General features: G+C 75.3%; 19 protein-coding genes. 7 read left to right on the top strand and 12 right to left on the bottom strand.

Going from position 1 to position 24288, the window contains the following annotated elements:
* Positions 1–76: 76 nt before the first annotated feature.
* Positions 77–1663: an alkaline phosphatase D family protein gene (locus AC02VZ_RS09330; RefSeq protein ID WP_476475081.1), complete on the top strand. Its 1587-nt coding sequence runs from the start codon at positions 77–79 to the stop codon at positions 1661–1663.
* A 117-nt stretch (positions 1664–1780) separates the two neighbouring features.
* A complete protein-coding gene (locus AC02VZ_RS09325) occupies positions 1781–3088 on the top strand; it encodes a GNAT family N-acetyltransferase (protein WP_476475080.1) in 1308 nt (435 codons plus the stop codon).
* Between the two features lie 362 nt (positions 3089–3450).
* On the opposite strand, the gene AC02VZ_RS09320 is transcribed toward AC02VZ_RS09325, so the two are convergent.
* Complete coding sequence (locus tag AC02VZ_RS09320; protein ID WP_476475079.1) at positions 3451–4644, bottom strand: trans-sulfuration enzyme family protein; 1194 nt, start codon at positions 4642–4644, stop codon at positions 3451–3453.
* A gap of 71 nt (positions 4645–4715) precedes the next feature.
* On the opposite strand from AC02VZ_RS09320, the gene AC02VZ_RS09315 reads away from it, so the two are divergent.
* Positions 4716–5207 (top strand): Lrp/AsnC family transcriptional regulator, encoded by a 492-nt coding sequence (locus AC02VZ_RS09315; RefSeq protein WP_164337401.1) that lies wholly within the window; start codon positions 4716–4718, stop codon positions 5205–5207.
* A gap of 32 nt (positions 5208–5239) precedes the next feature.
* Positions 5240–6931, top strand: coding sequence for a DUF885 domain-containing protein (locus AC02VZ_RS09310; RefSeq protein WP_476475078.1), 1692 nt, complete (start codon positions 5240–5242; stop codon positions 6929–6931).
* A 91-nt stretch (positions 6932–7022) separates the two neighbouring features.
* Here the strand turns inward: AC02VZ_RS09310 and AC02VZ_RS09305 are convergent, their stop codons facing one another.
* From AC02VZ_RS09305 to AC02VZ_RS09285, 5 genes are all read right to left on the bottom strand, one after another.
* Positions 7023–7874 (bottom strand): SDR family oxidoreductase, encoded by an 852-nt coding sequence (locus tag AC02VZ_RS09305; protein WP_476475077.1) that lies wholly within the window; start codon positions 7872–7874, stop codon positions 7023–7025.
* A gap of 205 nt (positions 7875–8079) precedes the next feature.
* On the bottom strand, positions 8080–8592 hold the full coding sequence (locus AC02VZ_RS09300) for an immunity 21 family protein (protein WP_432053600.1): 513 nt from the start codon (positions 8590–8592) through the stop codon (positions 8080–8082).
* 43 nt (positions 8593–8635) lie between these two features.
* Positions 8636–11629 (bottom strand): AAA family ATPase, encoded by a 2994-nt coding sequence (locus AC02VZ_RS09295; RefSeq protein ID WP_476475076.1) that lies wholly within the window; start codon positions 11627–11629, stop codon positions 8636–8638.
* Positions 11626–12789, bottom strand: a complete 1164-nt coding sequence (locus AC02VZ_RS09290; protein WP_476475075.1) for an exonuclease SbcCD subunit D — start codon at positions 12787–12789, stop codon at positions 11626–11628. The genes AC02VZ_RS09295 and AC02VZ_RS09290 overlap by 4 nt, the downstream gene beginning before the upstream one ends.
* Before the next feature lie 635 nt (positions 12790–13424).
* Positions 13425–14171 (bottom strand): lytic polysaccharide monooxygenase, encoded by a 747-nt coding sequence (locus AC02VZ_RS09285; protein ID WP_476475074.1) that lies wholly within the window; start codon positions 14169–14171, stop codon positions 13425–13427.
* Positions 14172–14786: 615 nt separating this feature from the next.
* On the opposite strand from AC02VZ_RS09285, the gene AC02VZ_RS09280 reads away from it, so the two are divergent.
* On the top strand, positions 14787–15215 hold the full coding sequence (locus AC02VZ_RS09280) for a DoxX family protein (protein WP_476475073.1): 429 nt from the start codon (positions 14787–14789) through the stop codon (positions 15213–15215).
* 240 nt (positions 15216–15455) lie between these two features.
* Here AC02VZ_RS09280 and AC02VZ_RS09275 read toward each other — a convergent pair whose 3' ends face one another.
* From AC02VZ_RS09275 to AC02VZ_RS09265, 3 genes are read right to left on the bottom strand one after another with little or no spacing between them, the layout of a single operon-like run.
* Positions 15456–16082, bottom strand: a complete 627-nt coding sequence (locus AC02VZ_RS09275; RefSeq protein ID WP_432053595.1) for a YigZ family protein — start codon at positions 16080–16082, stop codon at positions 15456–15458.
* Positions 16083–16123: 41 nt separating this feature from the next.
* Positions 16124–16663: a SixA phosphatase family protein gene (locus tag AC02VZ_RS09270; RefSeq protein ID WP_476475072.1), complete on the bottom strand. Its 540-nt coding sequence runs from the start codon at positions 16661–16663 to the stop codon at positions 16124–16126.
* Positions 16660–17646, bottom strand: a complete 987-nt coding sequence (locus AC02VZ_RS09265; RefSeq protein ID WP_476475071.1) for a hypothetical protein — start codon at positions 17644–17646, stop codon at positions 16660–16662. Before AC02VZ_RS09265 ends, AC02VZ_RS09270 begins: the two co-directional genes overlap by 4 nt.
* A 343-nt stretch (positions 17647–17989) precedes the next feature.
* Between AC02VZ_RS09265 and AC02VZ_RS09260 the strand changes: the two genes are divergently transcribed.
* Positions 17990–18397 (top strand): CoA-binding protein, encoded by a 408-nt coding sequence (locus AC02VZ_RS09260; protein ID WP_476475070.1) that lies wholly within the window; start codon positions 17990–17992, stop codon positions 18395–18397.
* A 304-nt stretch (positions 18398–18701) separates the two neighbouring features.
* On the opposite strand, the gene AC02VZ_RS09255 is transcribed toward AC02VZ_RS09260, so the two are convergent.
* Both AC02VZ_RS09255 and AC02VZ_RS09250 read right to left on the bottom strand, forming a co-directional pair.
* Positions 18702–19259: a YbaK/EbsC family protein gene (locus AC02VZ_RS09255; protein WP_476475069.1), complete on the bottom strand. Its 558-nt coding sequence runs from the start codon at positions 19257–19259 to the stop codon at positions 18702–18704.
* A 305-nt stretch (positions 19260–19564) separates the two neighbouring features.
* Positions 19565–20449 carry an acyltransferase gene (locus AC02VZ_RS09250; RefSeq protein WP_476475068.1) on the bottom strand — a complete coding sequence of 295 codons (885 nt, stop codon included), beginning with the start codon at positions 20447–20449 and terminating at the stop codon, positions 19565–19567.
* 107 nt (positions 20450–20556) lie between these two features.
* On the opposite strand from AC02VZ_RS09250, the gene AC02VZ_RS09245 reads away from it, so the two are divergent.
* Positions 20557–21090 (top strand): gamma carbonic anhydrase family protein, encoded by a 534-nt coding sequence (locus tag AC02VZ_RS09245; RefSeq protein WP_432053589.1) that lies wholly within the window; start codon positions 20557–20559, stop codon positions 21088–21090.
* Positions 21091–21288: 198 nt separating this feature from the next.
* On the opposite strand, the gene AC02VZ_RS09240 is transcribed toward AC02VZ_RS09245, so the two are convergent.
* Positions 21289–23775 carry a phosphoketolase family protein gene (locus tag AC02VZ_RS09240; protein ID WP_476475067.1) on the bottom strand — a complete coding sequence of 829 codons (2487 nt, stop codon included), beginning with the start codon at positions 23773–23775 and terminating at the stop codon, positions 21289–21291.
* Positions 23776–24288 lie beyond the last annotated feature (513 nt).

Below are 24288 nucleotides of genomic sequence, written 5' to 3'. Positions count from 1 at the left end.
TGCGTGCCGCGCCGCCCGCGTACATCTGACGGCGCACACTGACCGGATCCCGGCTCCCGTCCCTGGAGGCGCCTCCATGACACACCGTCAGTTCCCCGCCCGCCGCGCCGTGTTGCGCGGATCGCTCGCGGCCTCGGCGGCCGTGGCCCTCTCCCCCGCCCTCGGGCAGGCCCCGGCCTTCGCCCGGTCCGGACGCCCGCGTGCGCCGTGGGGCGTGCAGAGCGGCGAGGTCACGCACCACTCCGGGCTCGTGTGGGTGCGGTCGGACCGGCCGGCCCGGATGCTCGTGGAGACCTCGGCGACGGAGTCGTTCCGCAACGCCCGCCCCTGGCGCGGCCCGCTGCTCGGCGCCGGGACGGACTTCACCGGCACGACCCGCCTGCTGGGCCTCCCCCCGGGCGAGACGATCCACTACCGGGTGACGCTCACCGACCCCGACGATCCGCGCCGCTCCGGCGAGCCGGTCACCGGTGTCCTGCGCACCGCACCGGTGCGGCGGCGGGACGGCGTCCGGTTCGTCTGGTCGGGCGACCTGGCCGGGCAGGGCTGGGGCATCAACCCGGACGCGGGCGGCTACCGGATCTTCGACGCCATGTCCCGGCTGGACCCCGACTTCTTCCTGTTCAGCGGGGACACCGTCTACGCCGACGGGCCGATCGAGGCGACCCGGACCCTGCCCGACGGCCGCCCGTGGCGCAACGTGACCACCGAGGAGAAGTCCAAGGTCGCCGAGACCCTGGCCGAGTTCCGCGGCGCCTTCCGCTACAACCTGCTCGACGAGAACCTGCGCCGGTTCAACGCGCGGGTGCCGTCGATCGTGCAGTGGGACGACCACGAGGTGCGCAACAACTGGTACCCGGGCCAGACCATCGCCGACACGGACACCCGCTACACGGAGAAGAGCGTCGACGTGCTGGCGGCCCGGGCCCGTCGCGCCTTCGGCGAGTACTTCCCCACGGCGGCGCCCCGGCCGGGCGCCCGCGAGCGCCGGATGTACCGGGTGCTGCGGCAGGGGCCGCTGCTCGACGTGTTCGTCCTGGACATGCGGACCCACCGCAACGCCAACTCCCCCGGCCGGCAGACCGTGGACCCGCAGGGCATCCTGGGCCGCGAGCAACTGGACTGGCTGAAGCGGGAGCTGGCGCGGTCGCGGGCGGTGTGGAAGGTGATCGCCGCGGACATGCCGATCGGGCTGGTCGTGCCGGACACCACCGAGGGCCGGCCGCACGTCGAGGCGGTGGCCCAGGGCGACCCGGGCGCGCCCCTCGGGCGTGAACTGCAGATCGCCGAGCTGCTGCGGTTCGTCAAGCACCGGCGGATCACCGGCACGGTGTGGCTCACGGCCGACGTGCACCACACCTCGGCGCAGCACTACCGGCCCGAGCGGGCGGCGTTCGGCGACTTCGAGCCGTTCTGGGAGTTCGTCTCCGGGCCGCTGAACGCCGGCGCCTTCCCGGCGGTCGCACTCGACGGGACCTTCGGACCGGAACGGGTCTTCGTCAAGGCGCCGACCGCGTCGAACGTCTCGCCCGCCGAGGGGTACCAGTTCTTCGGCCAGGTCGACATCGACGGCGACAGCGGGGAGTTGACGGTACGGCTGCGGGAGCAGGACGGCACCGTGCTGTACACGAAGCGGCTGCTGCCGGGGCGGGTCGGCCAGTAGCGCGGACACCCCGGCCGGGGAGGGGCAATCCGGACACAGGAACTCTTTACTCACCGGTCACAGCGCGTTCGTGATCACGCAACACGCCGGGTTCACGGTGGACGCATGAGTCGAGACATGTCGGATCCGACGTCCCCCGTCCCGCACGGCCGCGCCGGCCGCCCGAACCCGTCGGCCCGCCCCGCCCGTTCCCTGGCGGCGCTGTTCCGCAGGGAACGGGCACGACGCCCCGGTCACGCGCCACCGCCCCAACCGGATACCGGTGGCGCCCGCCCCGAGGGCGCCCTGTGGCGGATGCGGACCACGGTGGAGGACCGGCCGGGGTCGCTGGCCGCGCTGTGCACGGCGCTCGCCGGGCGGGAGGTCGACATCCTGAGCCTGCAGACACACCCGCTGGGCACCGCCACGGTGGACGAGTTCCTGCTGCGCGCCCCGGCCGCCCTGGCCGGGGCCGAGCTGTCCTCCGCGGTGTCGGCCGCCGGGGGCACGGACACCTGGATCGAACGGGCGGACGCGCACGACCTGGCGGACATCCCGACCCGGGTCCTGGCCATGGCCGCCCGCACCGCGCTGGACGCGGCGGAACTCCCCCTGAGCCTGCGCCAGTTGCTGGGCCGCTGCACGATCCGCTCGCTGCCCGCCCCCCGGCCCGGCCACCCGTCGGCGGACGGGACCCCGGCGGAGGACGGGCTGGAAGCCACCGTGATGCGGCTGCGCGCCCCCGACGGGGGCACCATCGTCGTCGAGCGGCCGCATCTGCCGTTCACGCCCACGGAGTTCGCCCGCGCCCGGGCGCTCGTGGACCTGGACGCCCGGCTCGGCCCCCGGCTCCCCGCCGGACGGGACGTGCTGACCCTGGCCGAGGGCCGGGACGTGACGGTGCGCCGGGCCGACACCTCCGACGTGCCGGCCGCGCGGGACATGCACCGGCGGTGCTCGCCCCGGACCCTGCGGATGCGCTACCACGGCCCGGTCGGCGACGCGGACCGCTATCTGCGGCACCTGCTCGGCCCGCGCTTCGGCCGCACCCTCGCCGCGCAGACCGCCTCGGGCCGCATCGTCGGCCTGGGCCACCTGCTGTGGGACGGTGACGAGACGGAGGTGGCGCTGATCGTCGAGGACGCGTGGCAGCACCGGGGCATCGGCCGCGAACTGCTCGGCCGGCTCGTGACGATGGCCGCGGAGGCGGGCTGCGCCCAGGTGTACGCCGTGACGCAGGCGTCGAACACCGGCATGGTCGCCGCCATGCGCGGTCTGGGACTCCCCCTCGACTACCGGATCGAGGAGGGCACCCTCGTCATCACCGCCCAGGTGGACGCCGCCCCGGCGGACCACAGACGCACCCCGCGCGGCGCGGGAGCCGGGGCGGACGCCGGGCGGCCGGGTGCCGGTCCCGGCCGCGGGGAGCGCGTCGGCCGGTCGTGACGCGGGAGGCGGCGGCCCGGTGCGGCGCGCGGCACCCGATGCGGCGCCGCCCGTGGCGTGACGGCCCCGTCGCGGCGCTGTTCGGGCGCACGGGGGACGGCGGGCGGGCCACGGCGGACGGGCCGGGTTCCGGCCGGGTCCCGGCCGCGGATCCGGCCCTTGACGTCCAGGACGCCCAGGACGCCCCCTACGCCCAGGACGGCCACAACGCCCATGCCGCCGACCACGGGCGGGCACGAGGGACGACGCCCACAGCGGCGGGGGACGCGGATGAGGCGAACGGCGGCGGAAGCGGACAGCGGCGGGCGGCCCGGCGGAGTGACCGCCGGGCCGCCCGGAACCCGGTGCGGTGCGCCGGGGCGCTACGCCGGCACCTCCGTGCGCGCCGGCTCCCCCTGGGCCGGCTCGCGCTCCCCCAGGGCCGCGTCCAGGTCGGCCCACAGGTCGTCGACGTCCTCCAGGCCCACCGAGAGGCGCAGCAGACGGTCGCCCACGCCGGCCTCGCGGCGGTCGTCGGCGTCGACGATGCGGTGGCTGATGGAGGCCGGGTGCTGGATGAGCGTGTCCACACTGCCGAGGCTGACGGCCGGGGTGATCAGCCGGACCCCGGCGATCACCGCGTGCGGGTCGCCGTGCACCTCGAAGGAGACCATCGCCCCGCCGATGGACGGGTAGTGCACCCGGGCCACGCGCGGGTCGGCGGCCAGCCGGCGGACGAGTTCCGCGGCGTTCGCGGACGCGGCCCGGACCCGGACCGGCAGCGTGGACAGTCCGCGCAGCAGCAGGTAGCCCGCGAGCGGGTGCAGCACACCGCCGGTAGCGAAGCGCACCTGCCGCAGCCGGCCGGCCGTCTCCTCGTCGCAGGCCACCACGCCGGCCAGGACGTCCCCGTGCCCGCCCAGGTACTTGGTGGCGCTGTGCAGCACCATGCGGGCGCCGTGCTCGGCGGGGCGCTGGAGCACCGGGGTGGCGAAGGTGTTGTCGACCAGCAGCGGCACCGAGCCGCAGGCGTGGGCGACGGCCCGCAGGTCGATCTCGGCGAGCGTGGGGTTGGCCGGCGACTCGACGAGCACCAGGCCGGTATCGGGGCGCAGGGCGTCCGCGACGCCCGCCGGGTCGGTCCAGGTCACCTCGGATCCGAGCAGTCCGGCGGTGAGCAAGTGGTCGCTGCAGCCGTAGAGCGGCCGGACGGCGACGACGTGCCGCAGGCCCATGGCGCCGCGCACCAGCAGGACGGCGGAGAGCGCGGCCATGCCGCTGGCGAAGGCGACGGCGGCCTCGGTGCCCTCCAGGCGTGCCAGGGCGGTCTCGAAGCGGGCGACGGTCGGGTTGCCGAGCCGTCCGTAGACGGGCGGGCCGTCCGGTTCCGCGCCCGTGGTGGCGAACGCGTCGATGCGGGCCGCCTCGGCCCGGCTGTCGTACGAGGGGTAGGTGGTGGACAGGTCGATCGGCGGGGCGTGCAGGCCCTGCCGGGCGAGGTCGTCCCGGCCGGCGTGCACGGCCTCGGTGGCGAGTGCTCTCGGGGTGCCGCGCGTGTGCGCGCTTCGCGTGTCCATGCCCAGGTCCATGGCGGAAGGGTGAACACCGGACGGGCGCGAGGGGCGGTTTCCCGTGCTACGTTCGGTCAGTGGCTGAATCCGTCGTACTGGATCCGGTGGATCTGCACCTGCTGCGGCTGTTGCAGAACGACGCCCGGACGACCTACCGGGACCTCGCCGCGCAGGTCGGGGTCGCGCCGTCGACCTGCCTGGACCGGGTGACCCGGCTGCGGCGCTCCGGCGTGATCCTCGGGCACCGGCTGAAGCTGGACCCCGCCAAGCTGGGCCGGGGGCTCCAGGCCCTGCTGTCCGTCCAGGTCAGACCCCACCGGCGGGAGCTGGTCGGGCCGTTCGTGGAGCGGATCCGGGAACTGCCGGAGTCGCTGACGGTGTTCCACCTGACCGGGCCGGACGACTACCTCGTGCACGTCGCGGTGGCCGACATGACGGATCTGCAGCGCCTCGTCCTGGACGAGTTCACCTCCCGGCGGGAGGTGGCGCGGGTGGAGACCCGGCTGATCTTCCAGCAGTGGGACTGCGGGCCGCTCCTGCCGTCTTCGCCCTCGGCTCAATCGGGGTGACGCGCGGAGGGCGGCGTACCAGGATGGTGTGCATGTCAGAGACCACCCACAGCCCGCTGCCCCGTCAGGTCGCCGACGCCTACGTCGACGCCCTCGTCGCCCTCGACCCGATCACCGGTACCTACCTGGGCGTCCGGGAGAGTTCCTCCCGGCTGCCCGACCTGTCGCCCGCCGGGCAGGAAGCCCTCGCGGACCTGCAACGCGCCACGCTCGCACGGCTGGACGAGGCGGAGCGGCGCCCCGGCGCGGACAGCGGCGTCGAGCGGCGGTGCGCCCGGCTGCTGCGCGAGCGGCTCACCGCCGAACTGGCCGTGCACGAGGCCGAGGAAGGGCTCCGCTCGGTGGGCAACCTGGGCACGGTCGCGCAGTCGGTGCGCGAGGTGTTCACGGTGACCCCGGCGGACACGGAGGAGGACTGGGCCGCGATCGCCGAGCGGCTGCGCGCCGTACCGGCCGCGCTGGGCGGCTACCGGGAGTCGCTGGCGCTCGGCCTGGAGCGGAAGCTGTACGCGGCGCCGCGGCCGACCGCCACGTTCGTCGGACAGCTCACCGAGTGGTCCGACACGGGTGAGGGCCGCGGCTGGTTCGAGGACTTCGCCGCCGCGGGCCCGGACGCCCTGCGCGCGGAGCTGGACGAGGCGGGCCGGGCGGCCACCGCCGCCGTGGTGGAGCTGCGCGACTGGATGCGCGACGTGTACGCGCCCGCCGTGGAGGGCGCGCCCGACACGGTGGGCCGGGAGCGCTACGCCCGCTGGGCGCGGTACTTCAACGGCACGGACCTCGACCTGGACGAGGCGTACGCCTACGGCTGGGCCGAGTACCACCGGCTGCTCGGCGAGATGCGCGCGGAGGCCGAGAAGATCCTGCCCGGCGCCGCGACGCCGTGGGTGGCGCTGGCCCACCTCGACGAGCACGGCCGGCACATCGAGGGCGTCGACGAGGTCCGGGACTGGCTCCAGGGCGTGATGGACCGGGCGATCGAGTCCCTCGACGGCACGCACTTCGAACTGGCCGAGCGGGTACGGCGGGTGGAGTCCCGGATCGCCCCGCCGGGCAGCGCGGCGGCGCCGTACTACACGCCCCCGTCGGAGGACTTCTCCCGGCCGGGCCAGACCTGGCTGCCCACCATGGGCCTGGACCGGTTCCCGGTCTACGACCTGGTGTCGACGTGGTACCACGAGGGGGTGCCCGGCCATCACCTCCAGCTGGCGCAGTGGGTGCACGTGGCCGACGACCTCTCCCGCTACCAGGCGTCGATCGGCATGGTCAGCGCCAACGCCGAGGGCTGGGCGCTCTACGCGGAGCGGCTGATGGACGAGCTGGGCTTCCTCACAGACGCGGAGGAGCGGCTCGGCTACCTCGACGCGCAGATGATGCGGGCGGTCCGGGTGATCGTGGACATCGGCATGCACCTGGAGCTGGAGATCCCGGCCGACTCGCCGTTCCACCCGGGTGAGCGCTGGACGCCGGATCTGGCGCAGGAGTTCTTCGGCGCGCACAGCAGCCGCCCGGCGGACTTCGTGGAGAGCGAGCTGACGCGCTACCTGACGATCCCGGGCCAGGCGATCGGCTACAAGCTGGGCGAGCGGGCGTGGCTGCGGGGCCGGGAGAACGCCCGGGCACGCCACGGGGACGCCTTCGACCTGAAGGCGTGGCACATGGCCGCCCTGTCGCAGGGGTCGCTGGGCCTGGACGACCTGGTGGACGAACTGTCCGCGCTGTAGCGGTACGCACGCGTGCGTCCGGGCCCGCCTCGTCGCGGGCCCGGACCGCTGCCCCCGCGCGCCGGGGCGGCCGGCGGCGTGCGGGGCGCCGTCAGCGCCGGAAGCCGCCCTCGGAGTCGATGACCTGCCCGGTGATCCACTCCGCCTCGTCGGTGGCCAGCCAGGCCAGGAGGCGGGCGGGGTCGTCGGGCCTGCCCCACCGTCCGGCGGGGAAGCGGGCGGCGACCGCGTCGTAGGCGTCACCGGTCAGATAGCCGGTGTCCACCGGGCCGGGGTTGACGGTGTTGACGGTGACCGCGTGCGGGGCGAGCGCGGTGGCCAGCGAACGGGTGACGGAGGCCAGCGCGCCCTTCTGGAGCGCGTAGGCGATCTCGTCCGGCATGCCGCCCGCGATGTCCTGTCCGGAGGTCATCATCAGCACCCGGCCGCCGGGCGTGCGGGGCGGCAGGGCGGCGCGGTGCCGGGCATGGGCCTGGACCAGGAGCAGGACCGAGCGGGTGTCGACGGCCCAGTGCGCGTCGAGCATCGCGGCGTCGACGGTGTCGAGGTCGCCGTCCGAGCCGCTGAGGGCGTGGTTGGCGACGAGGATGTCGAGTCGTCCGCCGAGTGCCTCGGTGGCGCGGGCGTGCAGGGCGGCGGGGGCCGCCGGGTCACTGAGGTCGCCGGGCCCCTCGTGCACCGTCGCGTCGGGATCGGCGAGGGCGGCACGGACCCCGGCGGCCACCTCCTCGGGCCGGTCGGCGCCCCACGGCTGGGCGGCGTCGTGCGGCACGTGGTGGTGCAGGTAGACGCTGGCGCCGTACGCCGCCAGGCGCCGGGCCACCGCGTAGCCGATGCCGGCGCGGCGGGCGGCGCCGGTGACCAGGGCGGTGCGGCCCCGCAGCGGCAGGGCGTCGCGGCGCGGGGAGGCGGGGTCGGGATCGGGGTGCGGCAGTCGGGGCATGGTGGCCCATCATGGGGGCCGTCGGGCGCCCGCGCACCCGGGTTTTCCCGCCGGGGCAGGTCCGGGCGGGGTTCGGGTCGTTTCCGGGGCAGGTCCGGGGCAGGTCCGAGCCGGTCCGATGCGGCTCAGGGCCGGTCGAGGCGGGTCGGGGACAGGTCCGGGGCCTGTGCGGGCCCGTTCGGGTCGGCTCCGGCTCGGGCCCGGGTCAGGATGCCCCGCTCAACCGGACAAGGGTCAGCCAGGTCTCCGGGCCGGGTCGCACCTGGGCCGCGCGGACCGTGTAGGGGCCGGGCGGCAGGGGGATGCGCAGGTGGTCGGTGCCGGCGGACCGGGAGCCGGGCCAGGCGGCGTCGAACAGCAGGACCGGGCCGGGCACCCTCCACCGCACCCCGGGCTCCCAGTCCGCCGTCTCCAGGGCCGCCGGGACGCACGCCAGGAGGTCGTCCTCGGTGTCGGCGGCGATCCACCGGACGAGGGTGCGGTGCTCGAGGAGGTAGGCGGTGGCGGCCGGTTCGTCGCCCAGGACGAGGGCGGCGCCGTCCCCGACGGGGAGGAGGCCGACCGGGCCGTCCACGTCGCAGGCCCGGTCGTAGTCCGAGGCCGCCTCCTCGCCGTCGGCGCCCGTCCAGAACGGCAGCACCGCCTCCGGCACCGCGACGAGCGGCCCGCCGCCCGATTCGACCCACTGTGCCGTGCCCGGCTCCGCGTGACGCACCATGCGCCGAACCTACAGGCTCAACTCGCGCCCCCGTCACGGGGGTTCAGCCACCGCCGCGCTGTCGCAGCACCGACCCGGAGCGGGACTTGACGACCTCCAGCTGGGCGTGGATCCGCCGCCGCAGGTCGGGGACGTGGCTCACGATGCCCACGCTGCGGTCGCGTTCGCGCAGGGAGTCCAGGACGTCGAGGACCTCGTCGAGGGTCTGGTCGTCCAGGCTGCCGAAGCCCTCGTCGATGAACAGGGTGTCCAGCCGGACGCCGCCCGCCTCGTCGGTGACGACGTCCGCGAGGCCCAGGGCGAGGGCGAGCGAGGCGAAGAACGTCTCGCCGCCGGACAGCGTCGCCGTGTCCCGCTCCCGTCCGGTCCAGGCGTCGACGACGTGCAGCCCGAGGCCGCTGCGCCCGCGGCCGGCACGGTCGTCGGAGTGGACGAGGGTGTAGCGGCCCGACGACATCCGGCGCAGCCGCACGGTCGCGGCGGCGGCCACCTGCTCCAGCCGGGCGGCGAGCACGTAGGACTCCAGCCGCATCCTGCGGTCGTTGTCCGCGGAGGTGCCCGCGGTGAGCGTGGCCAGCCGGGCCACCCGGTCGTACTCCTCCCGCAGCGGCGCCAGCCGGCGGGCCCCGTCGGCGCACCGGGCGGAGAGCCGGTCGAGTTCGGCGCAGCGGCGGGCGGCGGCGTCACGCGCGGAGGCCGCCTCGCGCACCCGCCGGTCGGCCTCCTCGGCGGCGCGCTGCGCTGCGGCCACGTCGGCCGGCGGCTGTGCGGCGGCAGCCGCGGTACCGGGTTCGGCGAGGACCGCGCGGACGGCGGCCTCCTCGTGCTGCCAGGCGTCGAGCCGTCGTTGCAGCTCCCGGTGGGCGGCGTCGTCGAGGCGGGCGGCGGCGGCGTCCTCGGGGGTGTCGAACCCGGCCCGGTAGGCGGCGTCGGCGAGCCGGGCGTCGGCATCCTTGAGCCGCTGGGCGGTGTCCTCGGCGGTGCGGGCGGCGTCGGCGGCCTCGGTGAGCCGGGCGACGTCCCGTTCCAGTTCGGCGGCGCGTTCGGTGACGCTGCGCGCGGTGCCCCGGGCCCGGGTCAGTTCCTCCTCCAGCGCGGCCCGCTCCCGGTCCAGGCGTTCGCGGTGGCCCACCCGGGACGCCGCCCGGACGGCGGCCTCCTGGCGGGCGGCGGTGCGCAGCGCGTGTTCCCGTTCCGCGCGGCGCAGCTCCTCCTGGGCGGGGTGCAGCAGGGACGCCGCGTCGCGGGCCCGGGCGTACGCGTCCTCCAGCTCGGCGAGGGCATCGGCGAGCCGCTCGACGGGGGTGTCGCCGGCCTCGGCGCGGGCGGCGGCGAGGGCCTCGCGGAGCGTGGACAGCGTCCGTTCGTCCTCCGCGTGCGCTTCCTCCGCGGCGCGGCTGTCCGCGAGGGCGCGTTCCTCGGTCTCCCGGTCGACGTGTCCGGCGTCCCGGCGGGCGGGGGCGGGGTGTTCGGTGGCGCCGCAGACGGCGCAGGGGGCGCCGTCGGTGAGGTGGGCGGCGAGTTCGGCGGCGATGCCGTCGAGGCGCTGCTCCTTGAGGTCGAGCCAGTGGGCGCGGGCCCGGGTGGCGCGTTCGGCTGCGTCCAGGGCGGTGCGGCGGGCGTCCTCGGTGCGGGCGGCCAGGTCGTCGCGCTGCCGGGCGGCGGTCAGCCGCTGCGCGGCGGCGTCGCGCCGGGCGGCGAGGTCGTCGGCGCGGGCGGCGGCCTGCTGGGCGGTGTCGATGGCCTCGCGGAGTCCGTCGCGGGTGCGTTCCCACTGGGCGAGCCACGCCTCGGCCTCGTCCAGGACGTCCGCGTCGGCACGCTCCTGGCGGTCCAGGTCGGAGCGTTCGTCGAGGAGTCGGGTGAGGCGCTGCCCGGCCCGGCGGGCGGACTCCAGTCCGCCCCGTTCCTCGGCGGCCCGCCGGGCGGCTGCCGCGAGTCCGGCCGCGCCCGCGTCGGCGAGTGCGGCGGGGAGCAGGGCGCGGGCGCGGGTTTCGGCGGCGGTCGCGCGGCGGTGGTCGGTGTCGGCGGACTCGCGCAGGTCCAGCGCGGCGGCCACCGTCTCCGCCTTGCGGGCGCGCGCCATGCGCGCCTCGTTCTCCCGGTGGCCGGCGGCCCGCTCCGCCAGCCGGGCGGCGCGTTCGCGGGCCTCGGCGAACCGGCGTTGCAGCCGGTCCCGTTCGCGGCTCTCGTCGAGGGCGTCGGAGGCGGCGGTCCGCGCGGACTCGGCGGCGGCGAGCCGGCAGTGGGCCACGGTGAGCTGTTCGCGCGCGGTGCTGCGGGCGACGGCGGCGGCGCTCAGCACGGCGTCGGCCAGGCCGGGGTCGCCGGGGGTGAGGTCGGGCAGGTCCATGGTGTCGCCGGCGGCCTGCTGCATGCGGTGCGCGTCGGCCAGCAGCGCGGCGTCGCCCTCCCGGACCCGGGCCTCGGTGCCGCGCCGGCGTTCGGCGAGGCGCTTCTCGACCTCGGCGAACCGCCGGGTGTCGAACAGGCGCCCGAGGAGCCGGCCGCGGGCTTCGGCGTCGGCCCGCAGGAAGCGCGCGAAGTCGCCCTGCGGCAGCAGGACGACCTGGCAGAACTGTTCGCGGCTCATGCCGAGGAGCTGGGTGATCTCCTCGCCGATCTCCTGGTGCGAGCGGCTGAGGTCCTTCCAGGTGCCGCCGACCGGGTCGCGTTCGCTCAGCCAGGTCTGGGCCTTGTCGACGGTGGTGCCGGTGCCGCGCTTCTTCGGGCGTTCCCAGGGCGGTTGCCGGGTGACGCGCAGGCGGCGGCCGGCGACGGTGAGTTCGAGGGTGACCTCGGTGCGGGTGCCGGGGTCGGCGTGGTCGCTGCGCAGGGTGGTCCCCTGGCCGCTCTGCCGCGCGCCGGGGACGGCTCCGTAGAGCGTGTAGCAGACGGCGTCGAGCACCGACGTCTTCCCGGCGCCGGTGGGGCCGTGCAGCAGGAAGAGACCGGCGGCGGAGAGGTCGTCGAAGTCGACGCTCTGGGCGGTGCCGAACGGCCCGAAGGCGGTGAGGTCCAGCCGGTGCAGTCTCACCGGGCCACCTCCCCGGCCACGTCGTCCGCGCGCACCGCGTCGAAGGCGTCCCGCAGCACGGCGCGTTCCCGTGCGTCGGGTCCGGCGCCGCGCACGTGGGCGACGAAGTCCTCGGCGATCTCCTGGTCGTCGCGCCCGGCGAGCCGCCGGGCGTAGGACACGTCGGGGTCGTCGGGGGCGCGGTCCGGGTCGAAGACCAGGCTGAGGGTGTGCGGGAACCGTTCGGTGATGCGCGCCATGGGGTCGGCCGGGCGCACCGGGTCGGTGAGGGTGGCCTCGACCCACGCCTCCTCGTGCGCCGCGAGCGCGGGATCGGCGAGCAGGTGGTCCAGAGGCCCGCGGATCCGGGCCAAGGGGCGGGGCACCGGGCAGTCGACGCGCTCGGCGGTGACGGCCCCGTCGGCGTCCAGGTCGACGAGCCACATGCTCTTGCGGTGCCCGGCCTCCGAGAAGGAGTACGGCAGCGGCGACCCGGAGTAGCGCACGCGCTCGGTGAGCGTCTGACAGCCGTGCAGGTGGCCGAGCGCCACGTAGTCCACGCCGTCGAAGACCCCGGCGGGCACGGCGGCGACCCCGCCGACCGTGATGTCCCGTTCGCTGTCGCTGGGCCGGCCGCCGGTGACGAAGGCGTGGGCGAGCACGACGCTGCGGGTGCCGGCCGGGCGGGCCGCGAGGTCGGCGCGGACCTGGTCCATGGCGGCGGACAGCACCGTCTCGTGGGCGGCCTTCGTCACTTGGAACCGCTCCTTCACCAGGGCGGGTTCGAGGTAGGGCAGCCCGTAGAAGGCGACCTCGCCGTGGGCGTCGGACAGCATGACGGGGGTGCCGCAGGCGGACGGGTCGGTGCGCAGGTGGATGCCGGCGCGGCCGATGAGCCCGGCGCCGACCCCGAGACGGCGGGCGGAGTCGTGGTTGCCGGAGATCATCACCGTCGGCACGCCGAGGTCGGCCAGCCGGTGCAGGGCGTCGTCGAACAGCTCCACCGCGGCGAGCGGCGGCACGGCCCGGTCGTACACGTCCCCGGACACGACCACCGCGTCCACGGCACGCTCGCGCGCGGTCTCCACGAGGTGGCGGATGAACTCGGCCTGGGCGTCGAGCATGCCGACGCGGTGGAAGGACCGGCCGAGGTGCCAGTCGGACGTGTGCAGGAATCTCACAGCGCGACTCCGACCCGCATGTCTCCCCCTCCTCGGCCCCGGTGGCCGACACCGGCCCGGCACGGTTCGTGACCGTCGTCGGCCACACCGGCGCCGGCCGGCACCTCATCCGTCACGGGCATCAGTCTGCCACCCGCATCGGACAGCAGACGGCCACGGGGGGCGGACGGCAAACGGAACACGGGGGTCGGACGGCGGACGGCCAGGGGGCGGACGGCGGACGGCCAGCAGGTCGGACGGCGGACGGCCAGGGGGGCGGCCGTGACCCGGCGGTGGGGTGGCCGAGCCGCCTCGACAGGTCGTGGTGTCTGTCGCGTCGGCGATGACGGTACTGCTCGGCGAGGCGGTGGCTCCGGTCCGCGGCCGTTCCCGCCGCCGCGTCCCGTCCGAGGCCGGCCTGCCGCGCATCCGGATGCCACCCGCTGCGGCTCGGTGCTCGCCGCTGCGCGTCCGTACGGGGACGGACGGCCGCGCCGCCGGAGGGACCGGGGCGCGGCCGTGCAGGGAGGGCCGGCCGCGCCGTCGGAGGGGCCGGGCGGGCGGGGCGACGCCGTCGTCCACTCACCGGTCCGCCGCCTCAGGACATGACGAGAGCGGTGGACACGTGGACGCCGGCGCGCGCCGCCCGGCCGGGATCAGCAGACTCCGAGGTCCTCCCAGACGCCCCACTCACCGGTGGTACCGGGCTGCTCGCCCGTCACCCACCACTTGGCCCGCCAGGTGTGTCCGCCGTAGGAGACGGTGTCGCCGCCGGTGTACACGCTCCCGGCGCTCCAGAGCGGCGCGACGCAGTCACCCGGCTCACCGTCACCGCCGCCGTCGTCGCCACCGCCGCCGTCACCTCCGCCGTTGCCTCCGCCGTTGCCCCCGCCGACGTTGACATCGATACAGGCGTAGAAGGCGTTGTCGGTGTCCGCCACGTTCCACACGGCGAGCACCTTCTGGCGGCCGGTGAAGTCACCGAAGTTCACCTGGTGGCTGACGTCGGCGGGAGGCTGGGCGCCACCGCCGTCGAACTCGGCGATCTTCGTGTTGCCGATGTAGTACTGCCAGTTGGCCGTGGCGTGCCGTGCCGTGTGGTGCCAGTTGAAGGTGTGCGTACTGCTGACCGGCGTCACCCGCCAGCCCTTGCCGTCGTCGTCGAGCTCGGCGAACTGAGCGTTTCCGCCACTGCAACTGGTCAGGCCCTTCGGCCCTTCGACGCTCTGCGGCTCGTACTTGATCTGGCCGCAGTCGACGACGCCCGCGGCGCACTGGTCCTGCCGGCTGCCGGGGTCGGTCACCCAGCCGTGGGCGCTGGCCGTACCTGCCGGGAGACTGATGGCGAGCAGGGGAGCCACCAGCGCTCCGATCGCGAGAGCCGCCTTCTTCTTCGTGTTCATGCCATTCCACTTCCTTCGGTCGTCGTCAGGGCAGCCGTTCCGGGAGCGCGGACCGCGCGCATCGGGTGCGGCGGCAGCTCCGCGCCGCCGCGCCGCCCGGTGGGGTGGGGCAGCCGCGCGGGGACACCGGTGCCGCGGCGCACGCCGCTCGACGCCCCGCCTTCCTGCGCACGACGCCGGCCCCCCCCCGCGCTCACTCGCTAAGGTCTAGACCTTCTTGATTCAGGTCTAGACCTTAGCGGTGGATCCGTTTCGGTCAAGGGGTCGAGCACACGAACGCCCAAGCGGGGCGGGCTCTTTCGGATTCGCGTAGGCGACGGGAACTTTCTCGCCCTATTGGTCTAGACAAAGCCCTCGGGCGTGGTTCACTCTTCGACTGCCACACCGCGGCCGCCTCGCTGACGCCCCCCACCCGGCCGCACTCTGAGCCCCGCATCAGCCGAGTGACGCACCGGACGCGCATCCGCCCACACCTCAGCCCCGACACAGCCCCGACACAGCCCATCCGCCGTGAACCTTCCGGACCAAGGTCCCCGAGCCCCGCGGGCCGGTCTTCGCCCCCCACCGCGACGCAGCCTCCGCGAGAGCGCTGCGCGAGACAGAGGAGACACACCGATGAAGGCGCTGGAGAAGAACAGCGAGCACGTGATCGGACTGTTCAGGATCGTCCTGGGACTGCTGTTCGCCAGTCACGGAGCCGCCACCCTGTTCGACGTCCTGGGCGGCCCCCACGGAGCGAAGCCCGACTTCGCCGCGTGGCCCGGCTGGTGGGCTGCCGCCATCCAACTGCTCGGCGGCACACTGGTCCTGTGCGGTATCGGGACGCGCCCCGCGGCCCTCCTCTGCTCAGGATCCATGGCCTACGCGTACTTCGTCGTGCACCAGCCCCATGCGGTCTTCCCGATCGAGAACGGCGGCGAGACAGCCGTCATGTTCTGCTGGTCCTTCCTGCTCATCTCCGCTCTCGGGCCCGGCCGGTGGACCCTGGCGAGCCTGCTCGCCCACCGGGGCGACCCCCACGACCGGACGACGGCGACGACCTGACCGCCCCGAAGGGGGCCTCGCTCGGCTTCCGCCGCCGGTCCGGCAACGGGAGCCCGGCCGAGGGGTGGTGCACGCCATCGCCACGGCGACCGCACGTGGCCTCGCTGGTCGGACGCGCCTCCATGCGCTCCCGCCCCGACGTGGCAGCGGGAGTCATTCCCGGGCAGCGTTCGTTTCGTCGAAGGCCGCGACTCGTCGTGCGCGGCGACCACCGATGAGGTCAGCAGGGGGCGCGCACGCTCACGCGTCCCCGTACGCCTCCCCGCCCACCTCCAGCAGGGCCGTGCCCGCGGTCGCGTCGGCGAGCCAGGCGCGGAAGGCGTCCACGTCGGCGTCCGGCAGGCCGACCTCGATGGTGACGCGCTCGCCGTAGCGCACGTCCCGGACGTCGCGGCCGGTGGAGCGCAGGTCGTTCTCGACCTTGCCGGCCCGCTGGTGGTCGACGGTGACGGTGAGCAGGCGGAACCGGCGCCGGGTGAGGGTGCCGATGCTGTCCAGGGCCTCGCCGACGGCGCCGCCGTACGCGCGGATGAGGCCGCCCGCGCCCAGTTTGACCCCGCCGTAGTAGCGGGTGACGACGGCGACGACGTAGCGCATCTCGCGGCGCAGCAGCATCTGGAGCATGGGGACGCCGGCGGTGCCGCCGGGTTCCCCGTCGTCGCTGGCCTTCTGCACGGAGGCGTCCGCGCCGATGACGTAGGCCCAGCAGTTGTGGGTGGCGTCCGCGTGCTCCTTGCGCACGGCCGCGACGAAGTCCTGCGCCTCCTGCTCGGTGGCCGCGGGGGCGAGCGCGCAGAGGAAGCGGGAACGGTTGATCTCGATCTCGTGCACACCCGCGCGCGCGACGGTGCGGTACTGGTCCTGCATCCGGCCAGCCTATGCGCAGGGTCCCGCCCCGGCCGGACCGGCTACGGCTTCGCTCCCCGGGGGACGGTGAACGAGGTGAGGAGGGCGGACCCGGCGGTCAGGTCGGGCCAGCCGCCGCGCCAGGCCAGGACGGCGATCGCGGAGGTCGGGAACTTGACGCGGACCCGGTCCAGGGTGTCGTCCAGACCGTCACCGGCCACGGTGAGCACGAGGTCCTCCAGACCCGGGTTGTGCCCGATCAGCAGGACAGTGCGGACCTCGTCGGGCACCTCGTGCAGCACGGCGAGGAGTTCCGGCACACCCGCCCCGTACAGGCGCGGGTCGAAGCGGACGGGCGGGGGTGTGCCCCACTGCGCCGACGCCCCCTCCCAGGTCAGGCGGGCGCGGAGGGCCGTGGAGCACAGGGCGTGGCCGGGCAGCCGGCCGGCCTCGGCGAGCGCCCGGCCGGCGGCGGGGGCGTCCCGCCGGCCGCGTGCGGAGAGGGGCCGGTCGTGGTCGAGGATGCCCTCCGGCCAGGCGGACTTGGCGTGGCGCAGGACGAACAGGCGGCGCAGCGGGCCCGCTCCGGATCGTTCGATCATGCCGGTGTTCCCAGGTCGCGGGTGAGTTCCAGGCCGAGCAGGCGGTCGGCGTGGGCGAAAGTCTCGAAGCGGGCGCCGTCCGGCAGGTCGGGCGCGTGCTCCACGTCCCGGAGGACGGCGAGCACGCCCACGGCGTCCAGGTCGTTCTCCCAGGCGGACCGCAGCCGGGCGCGCACCGGGTCGGGAACGGGCCGGGAGGGGTGGCGCGCCCAGTCGGCGACCGACCGACGCCAGTGGGCGAGGGTGCGCGCGGCGCCGGTCACGGCGGCCGGGTCGAGGCGTACGGCGGTGGCCCGCGGGTGGGAGAGGAGGACGAGGCGGAGGGCTGCGAGGTCGGTGAGGCCGGGTGGAACACCGGGGGCGAGGGAGGCGGGGGCGGGCGGGGCTGGGGCGCCCGGACGGGGCCCGGCGTCCGCAGCGTCCCCGCCGACCGGTCCGTCCGCTCCGGCAGGGCGGTCAGGTGCGTCAGGGCCCCCGGGGCTTCCGGAGCTTCCGGAGCTTCCGGAGCTTGCGGCGGTTCCCGAGGCAGCGGAGACCCGGGAGCCGTCGGATGGGTGGGAGACATCGGAGACGGTGGAGCCGCCGTCGGGATCGTGGTGCTCGGTCGGGGCCTCGAAGCCGTCGGCCAGGACGGGCGCAACGGCGACCGGCACTCCGTCGGGGGCCGCACCTCCCTCCGCCACCACGTGCAGGATCTGGGCCTCGCCGAGTCCGGCCTCCGCGTGCCCGTCCTCCTCGAACGGGCGCACCCCCAGAGCGGCGGCCGCCGTCCGCAGCTGCGGGCGGCCCCGATCCCCGCGCAGCAGCGCCCACACCGGGGTGCCGCCGAGCTCCAGGGCACGGACGAGCAGGTCGGCGACGACCATCACCCGCAGGGCGGTGGCGTCGAACCCCTCGGTGTGGGCCTCGACCCGGGTCAGGCCCCGTCGGACGGGGGCGGCGTCGACGAGGTGGCCGGTTCGGGCGTCGGTGATGCGCAGCACGAGGCGAGCGTAGGCGCGCCGGCGGGAAGACGCAGCTCTCTCGCGCACTTCAGGGGCCCGGGCCCGCGCCCTCGCGCGATGGAGCGACCGTGCACCGGGCAGGGCGAGGCCGACCGATCCACCGCGCGAGGCCCCGGAGGTGACGGGCCCGAACCGGCGGTCGATGTCGGATCCGGCCGGCAGTCCGTCGGCCCACAGGGTCCGCTGCCACATCGCGGGCACGTTGCTGGTGGCGACCGCGCCCGGCCACCGGGGGAATCACCCGGCGTCCCACGGTGTTCCGCCGGTGAAGGGGTACCCGCCGGGTGCCCCCGCCATCCTCACCCCGATCCGGAGGTCAACGGTGTACGGCGACGACGCTACCGTCCGCAGGATTCTCACCGAACTCGGCGACACCTGGGCCGTGGTGGGCCTGTCGTCCAACCCCGACCGTGCCGCGTACGGCGTGGCCCAGGTGTTGCAGCGGTTCGGCAAGCGGATCGTGCCGGTGCATCCGAAGGCCGAGACGGTGCACGGCGAGCAGGGCTACGCGTCCCTCGCCGACATCCCCTTCGACGTCGACGTGGTGGACGTGTTCGTCAACAGCGACCTGGCCGGCGCGGTGGCCGACGAGGCGGTCGCCAAGGGCGCCCGCGCCGTGTGGTTCCAGCTCGGCGTCGTCGACGAGGCGGCCTTCGAGCGGACCCGGGCCGCGGGCCTGGACATGGTGATGGACCGCTGCCCCGCGATCGAGATCCCCCGGCTGGGCTGAGGCCGGTCACCCTGACCCGGCGCCGCGGGTCCCCGGGTACCGCGTCCCGGTCGCCCTGGCCCGGCACACGGATCCCGAATACGCGTCGCCGGCCCGCCCGACGGCACCCGTCCGCCGCGCTCCGCGCGTTCCTCGGTCCACGCGCCACCGCCGCCCCGGTACGGCCCCGCGCCGGCCCGGCAGTGCCCTGCCCTACCCGGCCCGCCTCCACGGTGACCCGACGGGGCATCCACCGCAGGACCGGAAGAACTGACAGGGCGTCACGGACCGGTCCGTCCGCTCTGTCGGCTGAAGCGCCCCGGTGTCAGACGACGCCGAGCCCCTCCACGACGGCGGCGCCCGGGAGTTCGGCGAGGGCCTTGCCCGGCACCAGCAGTTTGCCGCGGCGGCGCCCGCTGCCGACGAGCACGTAGGGCAGGTCGGCCACGGCGGCGTCCACCAGCACCGGCCAGTCGTCGGGGAGGCCGAGGGGGGTGATGCCCCCGTACTCCATGCCGGTCTCGCCGGTCGCGGTCTCCATCGGCGCGAACGACGCCTTGCGGGCGCCGAGCCGGCGGCGTACCACGCCGTTGACGTCGGCGCGGGTCGTGGACAGCACCACGCAGGCGGCGAGCGTGGTCTCCCCGCCCCGCTTGCCGGCCACCACCACGCAGTTCGCGGACCGTTCGAGGAGATCCCGGCCGTAGTGCTCCACGAAGACGGCGGTGTCGGCCCAGCGCGGGTCGGTGTCGACGTGGAGGATCTGCTCGGCGGGGACGCTGCCCGTCCAGTTCCGCACGGCGGCGGCGACCGGGGCGGTGAGGTCGTCGAGGCACTCGGTGACGGGCGTGGCGTGGTCGAAGTCTCCGATGGGTGCGCGCATGGCGGCACGGTAACAGCGTGACGACGGCGTTCGGCGGGGTGTCTCAGGGCACGGGCGGTACGGACACCGTCAGCGTCAGGATGATCTCCATCGGCCCGTCGCCCCGGTTGCCGTGGGTGTGCGGGGTGCTCGCCTCGACGGTGGTGCCTGGCCCGATGGGCCGGTGGGCGCCCGGTGGTCGTCGTCGTGGACGGTCGGGGGCAGCTCCCCGGCCGCCGTGACGTACACCAGCTCGACGGTGCCGTCGGGGCGCGGGCCGGAGTCGCCCGACTCGCCCGGCGTCGGCCGCCGGTCCCCGGCCGGCGTCAGCCCTCCAGCTCCAGCTGGGCGGACCTGTCCGCACCGTCCGGTTCCCCCGGTCCGGGCCGCTCCGTCCGCTCCGTCCCCTCCGCGATCGGCTCACCGCGGCGCTGCCCGGCCGCGGCGGTTCCCGGCGCGTCCAGTGCGGCGAGGGCGGCCACGCTCCGCTCGTCCAGCAGGGACAGCGCGCGCAGCTGCCCGGGGGTGACGCCCTCCGGGATGGGGACGGGCGCGGGCGTGCGCAGCGGCGGCTGCCAGCCGTCCCCGGGGGTCCAGCGGCGCACGACGCGGGCCGGGGCGCCCGCGACCACGGCGTGGTCGGGCACCTCGCCGCGGACCACCGCGCCCGCGGCCACGACGACGTTCCGTCCCAGGCGGGCGCCCGGCAGGATCACCGCGCCGGTGCCGATCCAGCAGCCGGGGCCGATCTCGACCGGTTCCATCCGCGGCCACTGCTTGCCGATGGGCTCGTGCGGGTCGTCGTAGGAGTGGTTGGTGGAGGTGACGTAGACGTAGGGCCCGAAGTAGCAGTCGCTGCCGATGGCGACCGTGGTGTCGGCGATGATGTGGCTGCCCCGGCCGAGCACGACGCCGTCGCCGATGCGCAGGATCGGCTCGGGGCCGAGGTCGAGGTCGGGCATGAGGCCCGCGGTGAGGGTGACCTGCTCGCCGACGATGCAGTGCGCGCCGAGGTGGATCCACGGCTCGCCGAACACGGTGCCGAGGGGGAAGGCCAGCCGGGTGCCGGTGCCGAGGGCGCCGAAGCGGAAGCGGCCGGGGTGTTCCGCGGTCACCGAGCCGGTGCGCTGTGCCCAGGCCCAGCCCGCGTGGACCGCCCGCTGCGCGAGGCGGCGCGGCCAGGACGAGAACGTGTTCCTGCTTTTCGGCACGCGCTCACCGTAGTCCGCGTGCGGGCCGGCGGGGGCCCGGGAGACCTGTGATCTTCACCCCACCGGCATGGCGTACGGTGCCCTGCATCACGTGAGCGGAGGGCGACATGAAGCACAGGCCGCTGATCATCGGCATCGGCGACAAGGAACCGGACGTGCACGACGAGGCGTTCGTGGCGCCGACGGCGAGTGTGATCGGTGACGTGACCCTGCACGAGCGGGCGAGCGTCTGGTACGGGGCGGTGCTCCGCGGGGACGTGGAGCGCATCACGGTCGGCGCGCACAGCAACATCCAGGACAACTGCACCCTCCACGCGGACCCGGGCTTCCCCGTCACCGTGGGCCAGCGGGTGTCCGTCGGGCACAACGCGGTGGTCCACGGCGCGACCGTCGGGGACGACTGTCTGGTGGGCATGGGCGCCACCGTCCTCAACGGCGCGGTGATCGGCGAGGGGTCCCTCGTCGCCGCGCAGGCGCTGGTGCCGCAGGGCATGCGGGTCCCGCCGGGCTCCCTGGTGGCGGGGGTTCCGGCGAAGGTCCGGCGGGAACTGACCGCGGAGGAGCGCGCCGGGCTCACGCTCAACGGCACCCTGTACACCGAGCTGGCGAAGGCCCACGGGGAGCAGCTGGACGGGCTGTAGGGCGGACCTCACGGCGGGCTCGCGGGGAGGCCGCACGGCCGGGACCGGTTCCGGCACGGCCCGGGCCAGTTCCGGCACGGCCCGGTTCCGGTAGAGCCCCGCCCCCGGTTGTGTGGCCGTGCCGCCCCGGGGCCGGTGGCCGTGCGTCTGCCCGCGGCTGCGGCCGTGTGCGTGCGGTGGGACGGGCGGGAGGCCGGTTCAGGCGGCTCCGGTCCAGGTCCACTCCGCGACCTCGGGCAGGTCGGTGCCGTGTTCCCGGATCCACGTGTGGTGCCGGGTACGGGCGTCGGCCATCCGCTGGCGGAGGGCGGCGGCACGGACCGCGAGGCCGGGCACGCGGTCGATGACGTCCATGACGAGCCGGTAGCGGTCGAGATCGTTGCGGACCACCATGTCGAACGGCGTCGTCGTGGTGCCCGCCTCCTTGTAGCCGCGCACGTGGAGGTGGTGGTGGCCGGTGCGCCGGTAGGCGAGGCGGTGGATCAGCCAGGGATAGCCGTGGTAGGCGAAGATCACCGGCTTGTCGGTGGTGAACAGGCCGTCGTACTCGAAGTCGGTCATGCCGTGCGGGTGGTCCCCGCGGGGCAGCAGCCGGGTGAGGTCGACGACGTTGACGACGCGGACCGCGAGTTCCGGCAGGTGCCGGCGGAGCAGGTGCGCGGCGGCCAGCACCTCCTGGGTGGGCACGTCACCGGCGCAGGCCAGGACGACGTCGGGCTCGGTGCCGTTCTCGGTGCCCGCCCAGTCCCAGATGCCGGCGCCTCGGGCGCAGTGCACGCGGGCCTCGTCCATGGTCAGCCAGTCGAAGCAGGGCTGCTTGCCGGCGACGACGACGTTGACGTAGTCGCGGCTGCGCAGCGCGTGGTCGGCGACCGACAGCAGGGTGTTGGCGTCCGGCGGCAGGTAGACCCGGACGACCTCGGGGCTCTTGTTGAGCACATGGTCGACGAAGCCGGGGTCCTGGTGCGAGAAGCCGTTGTGGTCCTGTCGCCACACGTGCGAGGTGAGCAGGTAGTTCAGTGAGGGCACGGGCGCGCGCCAGGTCAGGCGGCGGGCGGTGCGCAGCCACTTGATGTGCTGGTTGACCATGGAGTCGACGATGTGCACGAACGCCTCGTAGCAGGAGAACAGCCCGTGCCGGCCGGTGAGCAGGTAGCCCTCCAGCCAGCCCTGGCAGAGGTGTTCGGAGAGGACCTCCATCACCCGGCCGTGTCGGTCGAGGTCCTCGTCGACGTCGAGGGTCCGGGCCTGCCACGCCTTGCCGCTGGCGCCGTAGACCGCCTGGAGCCGGTTGGACGCCGTCTCGTCGGGGCCCACCAGCCGGAAGTCGCGGCGCCCCGCGGTGTCCGCCATGACCTGCTCCAGGAAGTCGCCGAGCACCCGCGTGGGCTCGTGCAGGCTGCCGCCCGGCTTCTCGACGGGCACCGCGAAGGTGTCCAGGGACGGCAGCGGCAGGTCCCGGGTGAGCAGCCCGCCGTTCGCGTGCGGGGTCGAGCCCAGGCGCCGGGCACCCTCCGGAATGCAGGCCAGGACGTCCGGGACGGGGCGTCCCTCGGCGTCGAACAACTCGTCCGGCCGGTAGGACGTCAGCCACGCCTCCAACTGCCGGAGGTGCTCGGAGTTGTCGCGGACGCCGGCCAGCGGGACCTGGTGGGAACGCCAGGTGTTCTCCACCGGCTTGCCGTCGACCTCGGCGGGCCCGGTCCAGCCCTTCGGGGTGCGCAGCACGATCACCGGCCAGCGCACCCGCTCCGTCACGCCGTCCTCGCGGGCGGCCCGCTGCGCCTCGGCGATCCGGTCCAGGGCGCTGTCCAGGGCGGCGGCCATCGCCCGGTGGACGGCGGCCGGTTCGTCCCCGCCGACGTGGATCGGGTCGTGCCCGTACCCGCGCAGCAGCTCGTCGAGTTCGCCCTCGGGGAGGCGGGCGAGCAGGGTCGGGTTGGCGATCTTGTAGCCGTTGAGGTGCAGGATGGGCAGGACGGCACCGTCGTGGACCGGGTCGAGGAACTTGTTGGAGTGCCAGGAACCGGCCAGCGGCCCGGTCTCCGCCTCCCCGTCGCCGATCACGCAGGCCACCAGCAGGCCGGGGTTGTCGAAGGCGGCGCCGTAGGCATGGGCGAGGGAGTAGCCGAGTTCGCCCCCCTCGTGGATCGAGCCGGGCACCTCCGGGGCCACGTGGCTGGGGACGCCGCCGGGGAAGGAGAACTGCCGGAAGAGCCGCTCCATGCCGTCCCGGTCGCGGCCGACGTCGGGGTACGTCTCGCTGTAGCTGCCCTCCAGCCAGGAGTTCGCCAGCACGGAGGGACCGCCGTGACCGGGCCCCCAGATGCACAGGGCGTCCGTGCCGCGCTGCGCGATCACGCGGTTGAGGTGCGTGTACACCAGGTTCAGCCCCGGGGAGGTGCCCCAGTGGCCGAGCAGCCGTGGCTTGATGTGCTCCGGCCGCAGAGGCTCGGTGAGCAGGGGGTTGGCGAGCAGGTAGATCTGGCCCGCGGCCAGGTAGTTGGCGGCCCGCCAGTGGGCGTCCAGGGTGCGCAGTTCCTCGTCGCTCAGTACGGTCCGGTGGCCACGGGCCTGATTCTGGACCTGTCCGGGGTCCTGGAGCCGGCCCTGGTCCTGGCTCTGGTCCTGACCCTTGGCCTGGCCGTGCTTCTGGCTGTGCTTCTGGTCCTGGTGCTCGGGCATCGGTCGCTCTCCCTGGGTGGTCGGCAGGACGGTCGGGCGGGTGAACGGGGCGCGGGCGGGCCCCGCCACGCCTCCGTACGGACGCCTCGGCACCTCGGGCGGCCGTACCTCAGGCGGCCGTGACGGATGCGTCCCTGGCGGGTGCGTCCGTGGCGGGTGCGTCCGTGGCGGGGCGCTTCTGACGGATGCGTGCGTGGCGGGTACCCGGCCTTCCGGGGCGGAGTACCAGCTTCCTGCGTTCTCCCGCGCCGCGCGTTGCGGACGGCGCTGTCCGGCGCAATCCCCCCACCGGGACGGCCGACGGACGGCGGTCGGTCGGGGTCGGCAGCGGTCGGGCGGGGCGGGCAGGCATCGGGTGGAGTGACAGGGGTCGGGCGGACGGCGGCTGCGCCGCCGAGCCGCACGAGCCTCACACCACACCGGGCATGAGGCCGTCCCCGGGCCGCACCGAATCGGAGCCGACGGACCCGGCACGTGGCCTGTGCCGGGTCCGGGGGTGGGCGTGGGTGTGGG

Source organism: Streptomyces sp. 3-6 (assembly GCF_056323165.1).
Note: the sequence above shows the minus strand (reverse complement) of the source record. Positions and strands in the feature narration are given on the sequence as shown.

Bases quoted from the DNA above. Each gene is read 5' to 3' on its own strand.
- AC02VZ_RS09320 (WP_476475079.1), bottom strand. From the start codon at position 4,644: ATGGACACGCGAAGCGCGCACACGCGCGGCACCCCGAGAGCACTCGCC.
- AC02VZ_RS09255 (WP_476475069.1), bottom strand. From the start codon at position 19,259: ATGCGCGCACCCATCGGAGACTTCGACCACGCCACGCCCGTCACCGAG.
- AC02VZ_RS09325 (WP_476475080.1), top strand. From the start codon at position 1,781: ATGTCGGATCCGACGTCCCCCGTCCCGCACGGCCGCGCCGGCCGCCCG.
- AC02VZ_RS09310 (WP_476475078.1), top strand. From the start codon at position 5,240: ATGTCAGAGACCACCCACAGCCCGCTGCCCCGTCAGGTCGCCGACGCC.
- AC02VZ_RS09275 (WP_432053595.1), bottom strand. From the start codon at position 16,082: ATGCAGGACCAGTACCGCACCGTCGCGCGCGCGGGTGTGCACGAGATC.
- AC02VZ_RS09245 (WP_432053589.1), top strand. From the start codon at position 20,557: ATGAAGCACAGGCCGCTGATCATCGGCATCGGCGACAAGGAACCGGAC.
- AC02VZ_RS09330 (WP_476475081.1), top strand. From the start codon at position 77: ATGACACACCGTCAGTTCCCCGCCCGCCGCGCCGTGTTGCGCGGATCG.
- AC02VZ_RS09305 (WP_476475077.1), bottom strand. From the start codon at position 7,874: ATGCCCCGACTGCCGCACCCCGATCCCGACCCCGCCTCCCCGCGCCGC.
- AC02VZ_RS09270 (WP_476475072.1), bottom strand. From the start codon at position 16,663: ATGATCGAACGATCCGGAGCGGGCCCGCTGCGCCGCCTGTTCGTCCTG.
- AC02VZ_RS09280 (WP_476475073.1), top strand. From the start codon at position 14,787: ATGAAGGCGCTGGAGAAGAACAGCGAGCACGTGATCGGACTGTTCAGG.
- AC02VZ_RS09300 (WP_432053600.1), bottom strand. From the start codon at position 8,592: ATGGTGCGTCACGCGGAGCCGGGCACGGCACAGTGGGTCGAATCGGGC.
- AC02VZ_RS09240 (WP_476475067.1), bottom strand. From the start codon at position 23,775: ATGCCCGAGCACCAGGACCAGAAGCACAGCCAGAAGCACGGCCAGGCC.
- AC02VZ_RS09285 (WP_476475074.1), bottom strand. From the start codon at position 14,171: ATGAACACGAAGAAGAAGGCGGCTCTCGCGATCGGAGCGCTGGTGGCT.